The 15,437-nt window shown below is 46.0% G+C and carries 13 protein-coding genes; 4 read left to right on the top strand and 9 right to left on the bottom strand.

Annotation, left to right across the window (positions count from 1 at the left end; all coding sequences use genetic code 11):
• Window positions 1-64: 64 nt before the first annotated feature.
• The 4 genes from QFZ48_RS22160 to QFZ48_RS22145 form a co-directional block, all read right to left on the bottom strand.
• The gene (locus QFZ48_RS22160; RefSeq protein WP_370907466.1) at window positions 65-1,642 is read right to left on the bottom strand and encodes a DHA2 family efflux MFS transporter permease subunit; all 1,578 of its coding nucleotides are present in this window, start codon (window positions 1,640-1,642) and stop codon (window positions 65-67) included.
• Window positions 1,643-1,816: 174 nt separating this feature from the next.
• The gene (locus QFZ48_RS22155; RefSeq protein WP_370907467.1) at window positions 1,817-2,905 is read right to left on the bottom strand and encodes an HlyD family secretion protein; all 1,089 of its coding nucleotides are present in this window, start codon (window positions 2,903-2,905) and stop codon (window positions 1,817-1,819) included.
• A 70-nt stretch (window positions 2,906-2,975) separates the two neighbouring features.
• Window positions 2,976-4,337 carry a TolC family protein gene (locus tag QFZ48_RS22150; RefSeq protein ID WP_370907468.1) on the bottom strand — a complete coding sequence of 454 codons (1,362 nt, stop codon included), beginning with the start codon at window positions 4,335-4,337 and terminating at the stop codon, window positions 2,976-2,978.
• Window positions 4,327-4,959: a TetR/AcrR family transcriptional regulator gene (locus QFZ48_RS22145; RefSeq protein ID WP_429049639.1), complete on the bottom strand. Its 633-nt coding sequence runs from the start codon at window positions 4,957-4,959 to the stop codon at window positions 4,327-4,329. The genes QFZ48_RS22150 and QFZ48_RS22145 overlap by 11 nt, the downstream gene beginning before the upstream one ends.
• A 274-nt stretch (window positions 4,960-5,233) precedes the next feature.
• Here QFZ48_RS22145 and QFZ48_RS22140 point away from each other — a divergent pair, with 274 nt between their 5' ends.
• Window positions 5,234-5,701 carry a hypothetical protein gene (locus QFZ48_RS22140; RefSeq protein WP_429049642.1) on the top strand — a complete coding sequence of 156 codons (468 nt, stop codon included), beginning with the start codon at window positions 5,234-5,236 and terminating at the stop codon, window positions 5,699-5,701.
• A gap of 32 nt (window positions 5,702-5,733) precedes the next feature.
• Here the strand turns inward: QFZ48_RS22140 and QFZ48_RS22135 are convergent, their stop codons facing one another.
• The gene (locus QFZ48_RS22135) at window positions 5,734-6,651 is read right to left on the bottom strand and encodes a hypothetical protein (RefSeq protein ID WP_429063657.1); all 918 of its coding nucleotides are present in this window, start codon (window positions 6,649-6,651) and stop codon (window positions 5,734-5,736) included.
• 199 nt (window positions 6,652-6,850) lie between these two features.
• On the opposite strand from QFZ48_RS22135, the gene QFZ48_RS22130 reads away from it, so the two are divergent.
• On the top strand, window positions 6,851-8,281 hold the full coding sequence (locus QFZ48_RS22130) for a sensor histidine kinase (RefSeq protein ID WP_429049648.1): 1,431 nt from the start codon (window positions 6,851-6,853) through the stop codon (window positions 8,279-8,281).
• A gap of 4 nt (window positions 8,282-8,285) precedes the next feature.
• Window positions 8,286-8,978 (top strand): response regulator transcription factor, encoded by a 693-nt coding sequence (locus QFZ48_RS22125; protein ID WP_370907473.1) that lies wholly within the window; start codon window positions 8,286-8,288, stop codon window positions 8,976-8,978.
• A 396-nt stretch (window positions 8,979-9,374) separates the two neighbouring features.
• Here QFZ48_RS22125 and QFZ48_RS22120 read toward each other — a convergent pair whose 3' ends face one another.
• Together QFZ48_RS22120 and QFZ48_RS22115 are read right to left on the bottom strand one after the other, a co-directional pair.
• A complete protein-coding gene (locus QFZ48_RS22120) occupies window positions 9,375-11,318 on the bottom strand; it encodes a hypothetical protein (protein WP_429063655.1) in 1,944 nt (647 codons plus the stop codon).
• Between the two features lie 21 nt (window positions 11,319-11,339).
• Window positions 11,340-13,199: a family 16 glycoside hydrolase gene (locus QFZ48_RS22115; protein ID WP_429063654.1), complete on the bottom strand. Its 1,860-nt coding sequence runs from the start codon at window positions 13,197-13,199 to the stop codon at window positions 11,340-11,342.
• A 100-nt stretch (window positions 13,200-13,299) separates the two neighbouring features.
• On the opposite strand from QFZ48_RS22115, the gene QFZ48_RS22110 reads away from it, so the two are divergent.
• Window positions 13,300-13,668 (top strand): hypothetical protein, encoded by a 369-nt coding sequence (locus QFZ48_RS22110; RefSeq protein WP_429049653.1) that lies wholly within the window; start codon window positions 13,300-13,302, stop codon window positions 13,666-13,668.
• Window positions 13,669-13,773: 105 nt separating this feature from the next.
• Here the strand turns inward: QFZ48_RS22110 and QFZ48_RS22105 are convergent, their stop codons facing one another.
• Together QFZ48_RS22105 and QFZ48_RS22100 are read right to left on the bottom strand one after the other, a co-directional pair.
• The gene (locus tag QFZ48_RS22105; protein WP_370907477.1) at window positions 13,774-14,394 is read right to left on the bottom strand and encodes an HAD family hydrolase; all 621 of its coding nucleotides are present in this window, start codon (window positions 14,392-14,394) and stop codon (window positions 13,774-13,776) included.
• Between the two features lie 494 nt (window positions 14,395-14,888).
• A complete protein-coding gene (locus QFZ48_RS22100; protein WP_429049658.1) occupies window positions 14,889-15,410 on the bottom strand; it encodes a DUF4251 domain-containing protein in 522 nt (173 codons plus the stop codon).
• Window positions 15,411-15,437 lie beyond the last annotated feature (27 nt).

Genomic DNA, 15,437 nt, shown 5'->3' with positions numbered 1-15,437 from the left:
TACCTAAACCTACAACTGTTACACTGTTATTGCAACAATATTTTATCTTGAAAAACTGTTTCCGTTAGTGCATAGCAGACGGATCGAGTTTCGCAGCTTTCTTAGCTTTTACCATGAGTACAAACGGTACGCAAATGAGGAATATCAGGCCCAGGTACAGGAACACATCCATATAAGATAATATGGCGGCCTGTTTCGTAACACTAAAATCAAGTAATTTATAACCTGTATTCAGTGCCTGGTGCGGGTCCATTCCCTTCGCGCCAAAACTTTGCTGTAAGCCGTTTACCCGGTTAATCACATCAGGGTTGTTGGTATCCAGTTTAGATACCAGGTCGCTCCGGTGCAGCATATTCTGGCGGGCCATAAAGGTAGTGATCAAAGCCACCCCAAATGAACCTCCCAGCTGACGCATCATACCAGTAAAAGCTGCTCCCTGGCCAATCTGCTGCCCTTTCAAACCAGACAGTGACAACGTGGTGATAGGAATAAAGAGTAATCCCATACCTATACCGCGAACGATCAGCATCCAGAAGAAGGCATCTGAGCCGGTATCTGCCGGTGTGATAATTTTATATCCCCAGAAACAGAAAACAAAGAAGAGGAACATACCACTTGCCACCATATATTGTTGTGGAATACCTTTCTCCAGCATTTTACCTATCAGCGGCATCATTACTGCGGTAGTCAATGCCGCAGGGATCATCAGCATACCCGACTGGGTAGCGGTCCATCCCAGTGAACCCTGTGTGTACAGCGGGATAATAAAGGTAGATCCGTATAATCCAAAGCCCATGATGAAAGAGAGAATGGTACCTGCCCGGAGGTTCCCGTTTTTGAGCACCCTCAGCTCCACGATAGGGTTCTTATAGGTAAGCTCACGCCATACAAAGAAGAACAGGGCCAATGCACTTGTAACGGTGAGGGCCGTAATAGTGGAGTCATTGAACCAGTCGTCTTCCTGCCCACGTTCCAGCACAAACTGCAAACTTCCTACCATCACCGCCAGGAGCCCTATACCGAGGAAATCTATCTCCGACATCGCTCTTTTCGCTCCGTACTTCGGGCTGCGCACAAACTGCAAAGTAAGCAGGGTGGCGATTACACCGATAGGAATGTTGATGTAAAAGATATAAGGCCAGGAATAGTTATCGGTAATAAAACCGCCTAACGGAGGGCCTAATGTTGGGCCGATGATTACACCCAACCCGTAAATGGCCTGGGCGATACCGCGTTTTTCAGGCGGATAACTTTCTGTGATAATCGTTTGAGAAGTTACCAGCAAAGCACCTCCACCCAAACCCTGTATGAAGCGGAATATGATCAGCTCCCACATGGCAGTTGCGTTACCGCAGAGGAAAGAGGAAACGGTGAATATAATAATAGACGCCGCGAAGTAGTTACGACGACCAAATTGCTGTGATAACCAGCTGGTCATCGGTACTATGATTACGTTACCGATAGCGTATGCAGTGATGACCCATCCGATTTCACTGAGCGTAGCGCCCATGTTACCACGCATGTCATTCAACGCCACATTTACGATAGTGGTATCCACTATCTCCAGCAAAGCGCAGAATATAGCGGTGATCGTAATGATCACCCTGCGTGAGCCGTATTCTATCAATGATTCTTGTTGCATGCAGCAATTATATTTTGAATGAGAACAACCCTACCCGGAGTTAATAATTAATGACGAACATGACCTTTCTGTTGAGGATCTGTTGTTAGAGCTAATCGATTACGCCTGCCTGTTAATTATTGCATGGTTCCCACTAATTATTAACTCCGGATACGTTGCTATTCATGTATATGATTAGTTGAGATGCACGTCTACCAGCACGTTCATACCCGGGCGCAACTGTTTTACCAGTTCATCGTTAGGGTTATCGAACTCGATTTTTACCGGTAAGCGCTGCACTACTTTTACGAAGTTACCAGAGGCATTATCCGCAGGCAGCAGGGCGAATTTAGAGCCGGTTGCCGGAGAAAAGGAAGTTACTTTTGCTTCCAGTCCTTTTTCAGGATAAGCGTCGATATGCACGGTCACTTTCTGACCCAGTTTCATTTTATCCAGCTGTGTTTCCTTGAAGTTGGCCACTACCCATGGAGTAGTGCTCAGTACCACGCTGAATAAAGACTGGCCCGCCGTAACAAACTGTCCAGGTTGTACGAAGATTTTTGATAATACGCCATCTTCCGGAGCGAGGATTACGGAATAAGAGAGATTCAGCTTTGCATCTTCCACATCTGTTTCACGTTGTTTGATACCTGCATTGGCTACGTTGATCTGCTTGGAGGTAGCGCCGCTCTGGGAGCTAACTACGTTTGTCTGACGGCTGGCAGCAGCTTTTTGCCTGGCCAGTACGTCGAGCTGACGTTCAGCAGTTTGTTTTGCAGCAGAAGCCTGTTCAAATTCCTGTTGGGTGATCGAATGATCTTTGATCAGGTTGGCGTAGCGGTCGTAATCCTGGCTGGCTCTCCAGAGGTTTACTTTTGCTGCTTCGATCTGTGCATCAATGGTTCCTACCTGCGCCTGTGCGGTACTGATACCGGCTTCAGCAGCGGCGGTGGTAGCCTGTGCGGCGCCCAGGTTAGCCTGTGCGGCATAGAGGGCGTTTTCAGCCTGCTGTACTTTAATGGCCAGGTCGCGGTCGTCCAGGATCACTAACGTATCTCCTTTCTTCACTACCTGGTTATCTTTCACCCTTACTTCTTTCACATAACCGGATACACGGGGTATAACCGGGCTCACATTGGCATCGATCTGCGCGTTATCAGTTTCTTCATGATGCTGACCATGAACATACTTGGTGATACCGAATGCGCCGCCACCCAGCACCAGCACTGCCAGCACTATGACGAACCCTTTGCTTTTCTTTTTAGGGGCGGTTGTTTCCTGCATGTTTATATTGTTAGTAGGTTTTGTTTGAGTTTGCGTTTCCACGGCTTTGATATTTATTGGTTTGTTGGTATTATTTATTGTTGGATTCCAGTATACCTGCAGACTGTAACAGTTTGTTATATGCTACCAGTGCATCTGCCTTCGCGTACGCATAGTTGAGATGCGCCTGCAGATTTGCAACGTCGGCATCGAGCAGGTCTGTTGTGGTAGCCAGGTTGTTATCATGCTTGTTCTTCGTAATCCGGTAATTTTCTTCCGACTGTTCTATCGCTTTGATATAAGTATCCATCTTCTTATGGCTCAGGAGGTAGTTTTCGTAAGATTGATATACGTCCAGGTGAATACCATCCACGAGCTTCGCCTCATTGGCCTGCACTTCTGCCAGTTGCGCCTTTGCATTACTTACTTTTGATCCTGTTTTCCAGAGGGAAGAAAGATTGTATTTCAGTCCTACGCCTGCATTTACCGCATTGGTAATGGTGATTACATTAGGAATGTAAGCTGCCACATATCCGCCGGTTACTGCGAGTGACGGGAAATAATCTGCTTTCGCTCCTTTGATTCCTGCATTGGCGGCTTTTTCACGTGCGCTGAGAGAAGCTGCATCTTTACGGTTCTGGTAAGCCAGTTGCTCAAACTCTGCCACTCCGCGGCCATCTACTTTATCATCTACTTTAAATACGGTGCTGTCTACCTGGATCACGGTGTTATCCGGAAGGCCCAGCATGATATCCATATTCAGGTTGGCAATTTTCAGGTTGTTTTCAGCGTCCATTAATGCCAGCTGGTAATTGGATTGCTGTAGCTCCGCTTTTAAAAGATCGTTACGGGCAAGGAGACCATTCTTTTCCTTGTTGGAAAACTCCTTCACTCTTTCATCCGACTGCCGGATGTTTTCCTGTACCAGTGCTACTGCGGCTTTTGCCTTATAAAGATTGCTGTAGGCAGCAATGGTATTCTGAATTACATCTTCACGGTCTTTGTCCACATCCAGCCGTGCAGCTTCTGCCAGGTAACGGGCAGATTCTTTACCGCTTTGTATCAATCCACCGGAAAAGATGGGAAGGGATACACTGGCGATACCATAAGCTGCCGAATTCACTTTGGGGCTTTCACTTTTGGCGCCACCATTACTATCATCTCCCAACTTAAGTTTCATGTCGATGTTAGGCTGTGCAAGCCTCAAATAAGAACCGGAAACACTTACGTCCGGTAACTGGCGTTCATGGGCTTCTTTCAGTGAGGCAGTAGCCTGATCTACTTTAGCGTGACTCACCTTTAATTGTTTGCTGTTTTGTATACTCAGCGATATGGCTTCATTTAACGAAAGCGGTTTTACGCTCTGTTGTGCGGATGCTGTCTGAAAGAAAAAAGTCAGCAGTATTCCCGATGCAAGCGCATATAATCGTGTGTATATGCTTTTAGAATTCATGTGTTAGGATTGCTTTGAACAATTTTTTTAAATGTGTACCTACTCTGTTTTTCAAATACTCCCTGTATTCATCGTCATTCAAATCCTTCGCCTCAGGGTTTGTTCTCAATATATGTTTGGCAGGTATTACCTGATGAATAGTCCCGAATAAAGAAGTCATCAGCATTTCCACGTCTACATCTTTATAAAAGATGCCTGCTTCCTGGGCATTTGTAACGATGGGGCGCATCAGACCGAGCATTTCTCCTTTCAGTTGCCAGATAAGATCCCTGATCGGGCTTTGCTGGCTGTTCAACTGTTCACGGCTCATAATGCACTGGAAGTATTGCTCCCCGAGCATTTTGTTGACGAACCGGTCAATCAGACTGTTTATCTTCTCCAGTGGCTCCATCGTATCGTTCTCCAACAATTCATTGATGAACTTCCGGGAAGTCTCCATTCTATATTTGAAAATAGATTCCAGCAATTTGTCCTTTGAACCGAAATAATAGGAGATCATGGCGATATTCACATCTGCCTCCTGGGCTATATCCCTTACCGATGTGCCATGAAAGCCCTGATCGGCAAATAGCCGCTCCGCAACCGTTAAAATTGAGAGCTGTTTTTCACTATACTCTTCCATGTTCCTTTTTTAAATTTGACTTCACAAAGTTAAACAAACGTTTAATTTAAACAAGCGTTTATTTAACTCTTTGTTTAAATTTTGATTATTTACAACTATATATGAATGATTATCAATAAAAATACTTGAAATTTTAAGCTGTTTTTAATATTTATTAATAATCTATTAATAAAAGCGGTGAAAATCTTATCAATGGTGAGGTTTTTATAGTAAAATTTTTTAATTTAAGAGATGTAGTCACACTATCCTGTTTTACCATATAAAAACAAATCACATGCGTCCTGTTTCCTCTTTTCCGGGAACTGTTTTACTGGCCGGCCTTATTGCCGGTACCCTGGACATTCTTTCTGCGTTTGTACATTTTTTTATTGTTACCCACGGTCAGCCGGTCACCAGGATACTGGTATACATCAGCAGCGGTGTATTTGGTAAAGCGGCCTTTAGCGGGGAGCCGGCCATGATGTGGTGGGGATTACTGTTTCACTATCTTATTGCGCTCGCCTGGTCGTTTGTTTTTTTCCTCATTTATCCGAAGATACCGGGACTGCGTAAGCACCCGGTGGCAACAGGGCTCGTTTACGGGTTACTGGTGTGGTGCGTGATGAACCTGGTGGTATTGCCGTTAAGCCAGGTACCGCATGGACCGCTGCGTTTAGTCAACTCCGTTATTAATATTCTCATATTGATGGTCATGATCGGATTACCACTCTCCTTCATGGCGCGCAAGTATTATACACGCTGAAAGCGGAGGGAAATTTCCCTCCGCTTTTGATTTTAATATTTTACGCCGGGAAATTCCTTTTGCGCCTGCAGGAACTCTTCCTCCCAACTGGCGGGCCAGCCGAAAGCAATAGTGGCCTGCGGTTTCAGGTTTACACCTGCAGCGCCGCTCCAGAAATGTATGAACTCTCCCCAGTTCATATCGCGCGTATAGCCATTACCGTTACGGGGAAAATTGGCGGCCAGTATGGTAAAGAAATTGTTTAATACTTTGGCGCCGCCATACTGATGGTAAACCGGGTAAAACCAGTTTTTAAACCATTGTGTACCCGGCCGTGGAAAATTATCTGTATTCTTCATCTGCGTATCAAACCATCGCTGCGCTTCCGCATCCCAGCCCAATGCGCGGTATACATCATATTGATAGATCTCCATCCACTTGCTGTCTTTCCATATCGGGAAGGCAGGCGACCCATGCACTCCTTTGGCGGCGCCCTCCACAATATGCCCCACCTCATGCACAGCGGCATCCAGGTTCCAGCCGGTATTACTCACCCAATCACCTTCATGCCCCACATCAATCACGTTGCGGTAGTCGTGACTACCATCGAAATAGGTAGACGGGTGCCCGCCGCCATATTTGCCGGTATGCAACAGCACAAACAGGCGATTATCCTTACCAAAGGCGCCATAAGTTTTAGTAGTGTAGTTCCATACCTTCGTTAACAACGTGTCCGGCCAGGTAATGCTTTCAGGCGTTTCTTTGTCGTAATACACCGTCACCGACGAGTTGCTGAATACCCTGCGCATCACCTGCGCATGCTCAAACCAATGCTCTTTCCAGGTAAGCGGCGGCATAGCGGTAGTATCCTTCACCACGGGCGCCATCCATCCTGCATTTTTTGCAGCAAAAGCGGCAAGGGTAAAAAGACTGCAACCAGCTAATAATACATTACATAAATATCTCTTCATACAGGGATTTTATAAAAAATGCTAAATCGATTTTCTGATATCAAAAAAGTAGTATCTTAATGGTGAAAATAGCCAACAGGAATCGAATCAATTTTAAAAAATCCCTAACGGATTGTAAACAAAACTTAAAAGCATCGGGAACGGACGTCGTTATCAAGTGAAGAACAGGAAAGGTCAACCAAAAGTAATAAAGCGAAGCATGAGGCATTCTATCAAGCTGTATATCCTGACAGCTGTTATCTGTATTATCGCGTTGGCTATTGTACAGTTTTTCCTGATATATAATACCTATCAGTTGCTGGACAGCCGTTTTAACTACGTGGAAAAAGGAAGGATCGGCGAAGCCTATAACCTGGCCATCGCCAATGATAAGCTGTTCCCGGGAGGGCAGCCGCTGCTGGACAGTATCATTGTGCCGCAGTACCCTTACCTGGAACAACTGTATAACACCAACCGCCACGGCTTCGACACCGCCGCACAACATCTCGTGAACCGCATCATCCGGGAACTGGTAAAGCATGAGAACACCGACAGCATGCTGAAAGCCATCAAGGCCAACGACGGGATCAAAGACTCCCTCTTGTTTGCTTTATGTATTCACCGGCTGGATATCAAGTTCAAAGACAGCCAGTATGTAAACGTATACAACCGCTTTAAAAAGTACCCGCTCATCCCGGCCGACAGGCAAAAGGAAATGGGACTCTTTATTTGCGGCAACCTGCCGAAGCTCAATGAAAACAGCGCAGCGTCTTCGCTGGTGGCCAATTCGCCCCTGCCCTATTCTTATTCCCTGTCGTTCTCATTTTACGCAGATCCCTATAACCGCCGCACCCTGGTGCTCCGGCAAATGAAATATACCATCCTCCCCGGCCTGCTTACCCTGCTGGCGGTGATCACATTGTTTGCCATCACACTCTTCAAATGGATCCGGCAAAAGCATCTGTCAGATATGAAATCCGATTTCATCAATAATATTACGCACGAGTTTAACACGCCCATCACTGCTATCATCGTTGCTAATAAAAATATCCAGAATGAAAAAACACTGGATAATAAACAAAGCGTTACCGCGCTGTCCGAAATCATCCACCGCCAGGCAGAACGCCTGAAACTACTGGTAGAAAAGGTGATCAATATTGCAGCCACAGAGAAACTGGCGCTCAAAACCACCACCACGGATCTGAATGAACTGATCAGCGGGATACTGGCAGTGTATAGTCTTAATACCATGAAACAGCCTGTCCGCTTCCATTTTCACAACAGCGGCCAACCGGTAATGATTGAAGCAGACACCTTTCATTTTACCACCCTGCTGCAAAACATCCTGGATAATGCCGTGAAGTACAACGACCAGGCAGAGAAGGTCATTACCATTACCACGCTGCAGGAAAAAGAATCCATCGCACTGATCATACAAGACAATGGTATCGGCATGAACGCTGCTACCCTCCGCCATATCTTTGAAAAATTCTACCGGCACCAGCCTAACCTGTCCAGGCCCACCAAAGGCCTGGGGCTGGGCCTTTATTATGTAAAACAATGCGTGGATGCGCATGGCTGGACGATTAAGGTGAGCAGTGAACCCGGTGCTGGCAGTACTTTCGTAATTAACATACCTTCAAAAATATAACGCTATGAAACATCACATTCTGCTGGTAGAAGATGAAACGGACCTGGGTAACGTTGTAAAGCAATACCTGGAGCTGATGGACTTTACTGTCGACTGGCAACAAAGCGGGCGATCGGCGTTGGAGGCGTTTACCGCTACTCCTACAGCCTGGCATATTATTCTGATAGACATCAACCTTCCCGAAATGGACGGCTTCGAACTGGCGCAGGAACTGGTGAAAATACAACCCAGCGTTCCGTTCCTCTTCCTCACCGCGCGTGGTGAAAAGAAGGACCGCCTGTACGGCCTGAAGATCGGGGCAGACGATTACATTGTAAAACCATTTGATGTGGATGAACTGGTGCTCCGCATAAAAAATATCCTGAAAAGAAACCAGATCGTAAACAGCATCGCCACCAGCAATGCCATTGAACTTGGAGGCATGCGCTTTCATAAAGACTCCCTGAAGCTCATTGGTAATGGCAAGGAAACTATTCTCACCCCGCTGGAAAGCGACCTGCTGCTGCACTTCTATCACAACAGCAATAAGGTAATCCGCCGCGAAGATATCCTGCACGAGGTATGGGGAGCAAATGATTATTTTGTAGGAAGAAGTTTAGATGTGTTTGTATCCCGCTTCCGCAAATACTTCCAGGGGAATGAAAATATCAGTATCCGGAATATTTATGGGATTGGGTTCATGTTCAGTCTTACTTAATAAAAAAGGGCGGGCGCTACATCGCTTAAGGGCCCGCCCCTGCACATCTCTTACAAGATGTTGTGCCTGTTTATCAACCGTATCTTCATCATTTCAGTAATATCGTGCAAGGGAAAAACATATACAGGAGGGCATTGCCGCTATAGGTGTTTTTCATAGTGATACATAGTTAACAGGGATAACGGAAAAAAGTTCAGCGGATTTTGTCTTTCTCGCTGATTACGCTGATTTTAATGATTTTTCGGATTCTACTTTTTTTGATTTTTAGATTTAATAGTAAGGGGAGATACAAGCGGGTATATTCGCTTATATCTCCCCAAATCTTTTAAAATCAAAAAGTGATCAAATCAGCGTAATCAGTGTAATAAGTTTAATCCTGAGAAAGACAAAATCCGCTTATTTCAGTGAATTGATCCACATAGCAATTTTCGTGGCATCTGCCTGCGGCACCTGCGGGAACGGAGGCATTGGCGTAGCATAGCCAGGCCAGTTCTCCGCCTGCGGGTTTTTAATCAGCGACAGTATCTTGGCAACAGAATAATTTCTTTTTGCTACATCACGGAAACCAGGTCCCACCTGCTTTTTATCAGGATTGTGGCAGGAAGAACAGGTGTACTTGTTCAGCAATGGCTTGATCTGCTCGTAGGTCAGCGTCTTTGCAGGAGCTGGTTTGGCTGCTGTGGAAGCTGCTTTTGCATCCGCCACCTTGGTAGCCGTAGTAGTTGGTTTGGCAGCAGAGTTTTTAGTGCTCAGTGCGGCAACTGCCAGCTTTGCACCATCAGGAATGTTATTCAGGGTGTAGTACACGTCAGGATGTACCAGTGAATAGGAATTTTCCTGGGTACGGATACCATTCAGCGACAGCTTATGGATGTAGTACTGGCGCAGCCCGTCGATCACGAGGCGAACCTTCATACCATCGGGAGATACCTGTACACCTTTGATGGTCAGTTTTTCTGAATTAACAGTAGGACTGCCATATACCGGGTGATATTTATAGATAAAGCTTTCTACATTGTAAGAAGCGATATCTTCTGCATACTTTTTATCTACCGGTAAAGTGAAAGTAATTTCAAAACCGTCAGGCATGGCGCTTACCGTTCTCATTTCAAACGGTACTTTGTTGTTCCATACCAGGCGTTGCAGGCCCTGGTTGGCATCACCGGCAGAACCCCATCCACGGTTGGTTTCACCTACAAAGAGGGAACCGTCTTTACCCCAGGCGAGGCGCAGTACGCCCGACTGGAAGCCGCTTCTGAAATCCCAGGCAGCGCCCTGGTATTCACCTTTTACTTTCTCCAGGAATACACGTACAATTTTGCTCTGTCCCTGATCGCCGATCAGCACTTGTTTGGCAAACGGACCAAAAGCACCTTCGGGGATGGTGGTGAGCTGTGCATTGGAAATACCTAAAATACCGTGTGGCAGCCAAACAGCGGGCACTTGTACTTCAGGGAAATATTTCTTCATATCAAACAGCGTCACAAACTTTTCGTTCTCTACGTTTTCAGGCTTGATAGCACGACCGTTTGCATCCCTGCGGAAACGCGGATCTACTTTGCTGTACAGTTCTTCCGTGGTGAGTTTTACCGGGGAATTTGGCAGATTGGTCCAGCGTAAGCCTGCGGGATGTCCAACAAAACTTCCCTTCTTCACGTGGGTTAACCCACCGGATCCCATCCAGTCGCCCTGGTTTTCTGTGTAGAACAGTTCTCCATCGATCATACCAAGTCCGCATGGAGAGCGGAAACCGGTCGCAAATGGTTCCATTTTACCGTCTTCTGTAATATGCATCATCCAGCCTCTCCAGGGTACCTTGCTTTCACCACGCCACCATTCTTCATCGCCAAAGGCAACGTTGCCGGAAACAAAGAAGGAGCCGTCTGTGCCCAGAACCGGACCAAAACTGTACTCATGATAGTGACCGGATAAAGGCCAGGAGTATACGGTTTCAAACAGGTCCATTTTACCGTCCATGTTGGTATCGGTCATTTTGGTGAGTTCACCGCGTTGTGCGCAGTAGAGGGAACCGTTTTTGTAAGCCAGCCCCAGTACTTCATGCAGCCCGGAGGCCACTTTCCTGAAGTAGGGTGTTTTGCTGGTGGGATTCTCTACTATAAATATATCGCCGCGGCGGGTAGCTACACCCAGGTCGCCATTGGGAAGGGTGCATAAACCACCCACTTCCAGCAGGGTGCCTTCGGGTGAGCTGATACGCGCGATGCGGAAAAAGTCCTCTTCCTTCGGGGACTCCTGTGCTTTTACAGGCGTGATGGCCGTTGTCATCAGGAACATGCCTGCGGCTATTCCTGCTGTAATTCTTTTATAATTCAGTTTCATAATAGTCATTAGTGTTGCTGCTTAGAAGATAACCGCATAACCTGTTTTCGCCTGTACCGGCACTATCAGCTCCGCGCGGCCGTTCTGGTTGCGGATAATAGGATTCGCTTTGGCATCATCCATCTTCACATAATAAGATTTGTCGCCGATCACATATAATCCGGGAGACACCTGCTCAATACTATCGCCTTCGGCTATACGCAGATACAGGTCGGATGCAGGTTGCTTCACCGTAACGGTACGGTGAATACCCTGGTTTTCCGGGAGCACGCTGATATCGTCTGTTACCGCAGTACCATAGATATTGTAGCGGAAAGTAGGTTTGCCGCTTTCATCGAGTGAATAGCCGGTTGGACGGAAGCCGGTACCGGCGGTATCAGTGCTCCAGGCAGTTTCTTTGGTGGCCAGTTTACCAATGGCCAGCGCAGGTTGATTGGTAATTACCTGCACAGTACCCAGCGGACGGGAAGACCCATCGCCACGGTCGTGCCACATAGGCGTGGTGTTCAGGAATTCGCCGCGCCACACCTGGAAGGGTAAGCCATTGTCCATATCGTAGGTGTAATGCACTTTAGCAGGACTGCCCACAGATACGGCGTGTACCACGCGTTTACCACCAGGTACATCCATGAAACTGCGCAACACGGTGTTTTCGTTGGCTGTTACCAGGATAGGATCAGTAGGATCATCCACCGGTACGTTGGCATCGCTGATCACAAATTCGCGGATACCGGCTTCGCTCACGGATAAAGTGATGGACGGTTTTGCCCAGTCGGTATTTTTGACATACAGCACTTCCACCGGGTAACTGCCGGGTTGTAATTCAATGCTGCCGTGGCCATCCCAGCCCCGTGGTGTGACAACAGGCTGGTTATTTACCTTCAATACGCCGCCGCCGCCGGAGGTATGCAGGTTAAAGTTGTATTTACCAGCGGTTTTAATGGCGATGGTAGAGGTGTAACGCACCAGGAAGTCGTTGTCCGGCAAACCTGCAATGTTGGAGGTCAGCAGCGCGGAAGTTCCGGTAGTTAAGGGTTTCAGGGTAGCAAAGTCGGGTTCTTTATCAAAGCCTCCCTTGTACACGCTGTATTTTATGCCTTCCAGTGTTGGTCTGGGAGCACTGTAGTTATTGATCACGATGTTCCTGAAAGCTACGGTGCCGTGGTCTCCCTGGATACGGAGCGGGCCGGAAGCTACTTCATTATTTTGTACGGCGCCGCGGGTAGGTCCGGAAAGCACTACGTTTTCCTGGATAGTTACACCGTTCAGTTCCAGCTTCAGGATAACGGCATCGGCGGTTTTATTGCCGGCGGCATCAAAGCGGGGCGCCTGGAATGAAATTTTCATGTGCTGCCATAAGCCGGGCGCGCGGCTTACATTCTGGCGGGGAGCATGACCGTCGTAGCCTTGCTGTCCTTCCGGTTTGCTGTCGTTCCAGCGTTCGTAGATCCCTCCGTTGTCGGAAGCGCGGGGAGCTGAAGTGCCCCAGCTGTCGAGTAGCTGGATTTCATATCTTCCCTGTAAATAAATACCTGAATTAGAGCCTTTGGACATCATATAGTCCAGTTCGAGATCCAGGTCGCCATGTTGCAGTGTACTGAAAAGGTCCTGTCCATGTGCATTCTTTTCAGGCAGGTTTACCAGGATGCCTGTACCTGCAGTTGTTTGCAGCAGGTTGTTCTGTTGCAGGTCTGCTTTAACGCCACCGGCTATACGCCAGTTGGCTGCGGGCTGCTGAAATGCAGATAAATCTGTTAATGGCAATTTGTTCTGTGCCATCATCTGTTGACAACTGCCAATACTTAAAATCAATACCAAAGTTCTCCGGTCGTACACACGTAACTGTTTCAACTTTGGACGGAACTTGTTCCATCTAAGCATAGATCTGGATTTTTTTTAAAAAGTTTACATTGATTGCTAAATGCATTTAGCTCTATAGCTAATACATCATTATTTTCTATATAGGCAACCCCAATTGTTAATGAAATTTAAATTCTCAACTATCGCTAAACGTGGGACTGGACTAATTTTGATCACGGGTGCCAAAATAGAAATTAATTACAAGAAAGTAGTCAGTGGGGGCAAAAAAATTACACCAGCGGTAAAAAACCTGGCGGATTTTGTCTTTCTCAGGATTACGCTGATTATACTGATTTTTACTTTTGGATTTTATAAAGGATTAAGGGAGATAAAAGCGGATTTTGTCTTTCTCGCTGATTACGCTGATTATACTGATTTTTACTTTGGATTTTATAAAGGATTAAGGGAGATAAAAGCGAATTTTGTCTTTCTCGCTGATTACGCTGATTATACTGATTTTTACTTTGGATTTTTAGATTTTAATAATTAAAGGAGATATAAGCGGACAAATTCGCTTATATCTCCCTTAATCCTTTATAAAATCCAAAGTAAAAATCAGTATAATCAGCGTAATCAGCGAGAAAGACAAAATCCGCTACAACGCCAATCCGAAAGCCGCCAGTTTTTTTACGGTGCTTTCATAATCTGTATGGCAAACGCCGTTGATACCAAGACCCGCAGCTACATCGATGAACATAGAGCGGTCTTCCACATACACCACTTCCGCAGGTTTAACCTGTGCAATATCGAGCGCTATCTTATAGATATCTGCATCGGGTTTGCGGAAATGTACAAAGCAGGAAGAAATGTAAAAGTCAACAAAACGGCTGATATTAAAATGATGGATCCGGTGTTCATTCAGCTCCCTGCCTTCATTATTAACAATAGCAATTTTCAGTTTGTATTTTTCTTTCAGCTGTGGGATCAGCTCCAGCATCTCCGGGTACGGCGCTGACTGGGCAAACATAAACTCGCGGAAATCCTGGCGGCTAAAGGATCTGTCTTCATAAAACACTACGCGGCTCAGGTATTCGTCCAGCGTGAGTTTACCTTCTTCGTAAGTATCAAAGGTAAGGTGATGCCGTTCTTCCGTTTCCAATGCATCCAGCCCAAAAGTTTGTATAGCCAGTTTACGCGCGGCCCTGTCCCATCCGTTAGTTAATAATACGCCGCCTATGTCGAGGAACAGCGTCGTAATCTTTACATGGTTGTCCATCTGCAGAAAAATTTATTGCTACGCTAATGTAAGGATTTGTGCGGAGGTTGTCTTACTCAGGATTAAACTTATTACATTGATTACGCTGATTTGATCACTTTGGATTTTAAAAGATTTGGGGAGACGCGGATTTTGTCTTTCTCGCTGATTACGCTGATTTTTACTTTTAGATTTTATAAAGGATTTTAAATAATTGGGGAGATATAAGCGAAAATATCCGCTTTTATCTCCCCAAATCTTTTAAAATCCAAAATGATCAAATCAGCGTAATCAATGTAATAAGTTTAATCCTGAGTAAGACAACCTCCGCTTCTATCTCCCCAAATCTTTTAAATCAAAAAGTGATCAAATCAGCGCAATCAATGTAATAAGTTTAATCCTGAGTAAGACAACCTCCGCTTCTATCTCCCCAAATCTTTTAAATCAAAAAGTGATCAAATCAGCGTAATCAATGTAATAAGTTTAATCCTGAGTAAGACAACCTCCGCTCTGCGTTATTTCTTCTTTTTAACTTTTCTTTCTGTTATATACCCGTTAAAACTGATCGGCGACCTGTCGCTGCTGGTTACCTGGAGCGATGCATAGCCTTCGCTGGAAATGCTCAGGTTCATCGATTGTACTGATCTGTGATCTTTGGGCTTAATGGTAATATTCCAGCCATCCTTTTTGCCGGGAGTGGCGTTATAGTCGAAAGATTTGGTTTTGAAATCCAGCGGCGACCTGGTGGCGCCATAGTCCACCGATGTATAGGCACGGCCAAAATAAGGCAGGTAGCTGATTACGGAGTCGGCCGCTACTATTACGTTGTACTCCGATGTAAGATTACGCATGCGGCCACTCATGGGCAGGGCATTCTGCGCTACAAAAACGTAATTCTGCGAGTCAATCAGGGATTTGATCTTAGCTACTTTATCCGCTTTTTGCTGCGCTTTTGTTTCCTGTGCAAAAAGGCCGGTAGATATAACGGCTCCCATCAGCAGGAGCACCATTGTTTTTAATACAAAGAACCTTTTCATATGGTAAGTTTTTACGTAAGAGGAAGT

It is taken from the genome of Chitinophaga sp. W2I13 (genome assembly GCF_050434005.1).
GTDB lineage: Bacteria > Bacteroidota > Bacteroidia > Chitinophagales > Chitinophagaceae > Chitinophaga.
The sequence above is the reverse complement of the archived record's forward strand: the minus strand, read 5'-3'. Positions and strand labels throughout refer to the sequence as shown.

Bases quoted from the DNA above. Each gene is read 5' to 3' on its own strand.
- QFZ48_RS22160 (WP_370907466.1), bottom strand. From the start codon at position 1,642: ATGCAACAAGAATCATTGATAGAATACGGCTCACGCAGGGTGATCATT.
- QFZ48_RS22155 (WP_370907467.1), bottom strand. From the start codon at position 2,905: ATGCAGGAAACAACCGCCCCTAAAAAGAAAAGCAAAGGGTTCGTCATA.
- QFZ48_RS22150 (WP_370907468.1), bottom strand. From the start codon at position 4,337: ATGAATTCTAAAAGCATATACACACGATTATATGCGCTTGCATCGGGA.
- QFZ48_RS22145 (WP_429049639.1), bottom strand. From the start codon at position 4,959: ATGGAAGAGTATAGTGAAAAACAGCTCTCAATTTTAACGGTTGCGGAG.
- QFZ48_RS22140 (WP_429049642.1), top strand. From the start codon at position 5,234: ATGCGTCCTGTTTCCTCTTTTCCGGGAACTGTTTTACTGGCCGGCCTT.
- QFZ48_RS22135 (WP_429063657.1), bottom strand. From the start codon at position 6,651: ATGAAGAGATATTTATGTAATGTATTATTAGCTGGTTGCAGTCTTTTT.
- QFZ48_RS22130 (WP_429049648.1), top strand. From the start codon at position 6,851: ATGAGGCATTCTATCAAGCTGTATATCCTGACAGCTGTTATCTGTATT.
- QFZ48_RS22125 (WP_370907473.1), top strand. From the start codon at position 8,286: ATGAAACATCACATTCTGCTGGTAGAAGATGAAACGGACCTGGGTAAC.
- QFZ48_RS22120 (WP_429063655.1), bottom strand. From the start codon at position 11,318: ATGAAACTGAATTATAAAAGAATTACAGCAGGAATAGCCGCAGGCATG.
- QFZ48_RS22115 (WP_429063654.1), bottom strand. From the start codon at position 13,199: ATGCTTAGATGGAACAAGTTCCGTCCAAAGTTGAAACAGTTACGTGTG.
- QFZ48_RS22110 (WP_429049653.1), top strand. From the start codon at position 13,300: ATGAAATTTAAATTCTCAACTATCGCTAAACGTGGGACTGGACTAATT.
- QFZ48_RS22105 (WP_370907477.1), bottom strand. From the start codon at position 14,394: ATGGACAACCATGTAAAGATTACGACGCTGTTCCTCGACATAGGCGGC.
- QFZ48_RS22100 (WP_429049658.1), bottom strand. From the start codon at position 15,410: ATGAAAAGGTTCTTTGTATTAAAAACAATGGTGCTCCTGCTGATGGGA.